The sequence below is a fragment of the Streptomyces anatolicus genome (assembly GCF_019400875.1).
Lineage (GTDB): Bacteria > Actinomycetota > Actinomycetes > Streptomycetales > Streptomycetaceae > Streptomyces > Streptomyces anatolicus.
Genome location: NZ_WMBF01000759.1, coordinates 1 through 1,933 on the forward strand (window position 1 = coordinate 1; position 1,933 = coordinate 1,933).

The 1,933-nt window shown below is 73.6% G+C and carries 1 protein-coding gene and 1 pseudogene; both read right to left on the reverse strand.

The features are described 5' to 3' along the window. Window positions 1–730: pseudogene (locus tag GKQ77_RS32210) on the reverse strand (hypothetical protein); the annotation flags it as partial. A gap of 90 nt (window positions 731–820) precedes the next feature. Continuing rightward, on the reverse strand, window positions 821–1,792 hold the full coding sequence (locus tag GKQ77_RS32215) for a LysR family transcriptional regulator (RefSeq protein WP_219692671.1): 972 nt from the start codon (window positions 1,790–1,792) through the stop codon (window positions 821–823). Between the last annotated feature and the right edge of the window lie 141 nt (window positions 1,793–1,933).

A 1,933-nucleotide genomic window follows, 5' to 3' on the forward strand; every position in this document is an offset into this window, starting at 1 on the left:
GGGCAGGCAGCGGGGCGGCCGGTACCGCGGGGCCGTACGCCGGGGCCGTCGCGCCGCCGGTCGGAGCCTGACCGGGACCGCCGCCGTCCGCACGGCGCGCACCGGGGCCGGGCTCACCGCCCTCGGCGGGCAGCGCCGCACGAGGTGAGCCGTCCTCGTCACCCCGGCGTGACGCACCGAGCCCGCCCTTCTCGCCCGGCTCGGGCCCCGCCTCGGCGTCCTCCCGGCCATCCCGCGCCCGAGCCGCGGCGGACGAGGAGGCGGACGGGTCAGCGGAGACGGCGGGCTCGACCAGACCGTCCGGGCGGCCGGACGCGTCCACGGGGGGCACCGGCCCGTCGCCCTTGCCGCCCTCGACGCCACCCTCGCCGCCGCCCGCGCCGCCCTCAGGCCCCCGCACCGGCAGCCAGGGCGCCTGCGTACTGCCCGAGAACAGCGTGCCGACGATGACCAGCGCGTAGACCACACAGGCGATACCGACGATCACGCCCATCCGGCGGTACTTCCGATCACGCCGGCCCGTCTCCTCGACGGAGGCGGGCACGTCAGCCTCACCGCTCACATAGCCCACATGGCTCCCATGGCCCACATGGCCCGCGTCGCCCAGGCCGCCCGCACCGAACGCGGCCGGCAGATCCGCGAGCGTCCGGCCCAGGCCGTCGATCGGAACGGTGACCTCGTTCGGGTCGTGGGTGTGTCCCGGCAACGCGTCCTCTCGCCACGATTCCATGCGTACACAGACCCCCACCTCGTGGAATTCGGGTGCGCGTAGACCCCGGGCGACGAATGTAGCGCTCGAAGGGGCAGGAGCGGTTATCAGTCAGATCCGACTCATCATGATGAGTGCATCTGCGGCCGGAACCCACCCCTCCACAGGCTTCTCCAGCCACCCTTCGGCGGCGGCGAGCTCCGCGGCAGCGGCCCGTACCGCCGTCACCCCCGGATGAACCAGACCTTTTCGCCACACGAGCGAGACGGGCGAGAGCGGTACGGGATCGACCAGCGGCCGCAGTACGGCACCCGGCATGGCCGGAAAGTCCACTACGACCAAGGCCGGGTTGCGCTTCTTCGCCATGATCCGCCCGAACTCCTCCGGCCCCACGGCCAGCGGCGCGGGCGGCGCGACGCCGATGCCACGCCCTTCGAAGAGCCGGTGCGCGAGGTCGGTCCACTCCAGCGTCCCGGGATTGCCCGCCCCCGCGTACACGGTCTCCCCCGCGAGCGCGTCCAGCGGCACGGCGGCAAGCCCGGCCAACGGGTGGTCGCACGGCAGCAGCACCGCCATCGGCTCGTACCGCACGGGCTGCTGGGCGAGCGCGGACCGCAGAGCGGGGTCGAGCCCGGCGTACCGCCCGAAGGACATGTCGAGCCGTCCGGCGACCATCTCGGCGGCGGCGCCCGTGAGGCCGCTCTCGAAGCGGGCCATCAGCTCGCTCTCCGGGGCGAGTTCGCGGGCCCGTTCGAGGATCCGCCCGAAGACGAGCCCGGGGCTGTTCAGGTCGACGAGCAGCGGCCGCGCGGCCCCCGCGAACGCGGCGACCAGCTCGTCCTGCGCCGCGAGGACCCGACGCGCGTACGGAAGGAGCCGTTCGCCGTCGGCGGTGAGCGCGACCTGCCGTGTCGTACGCGAGAACAGCTCGGCGCCCAACTCCCGCTCCAGGCGCCGCACATCCCGGCTCAGCGCCTGCTGTGCCACGTACAGGCGGGCGGCCGCGCGGGTGAAGTGCAGCTCTTCGGAGACGGCGACGAACGCGCGCAGGAGGCGCGGGTCGATGTCGGTCTCTGCGGTCACCGAGAGAACCTACAACGCGGATGCGTGAATCGGCACCGAGAAGGTGTTGGACCCCATCCATCCAGCGCGGCGAGCCTGTCCGCATGCCCAGCGACATACCCCGGCCCACGTCCCACAAAGGCCCCCAGGGAAGCTCCCATG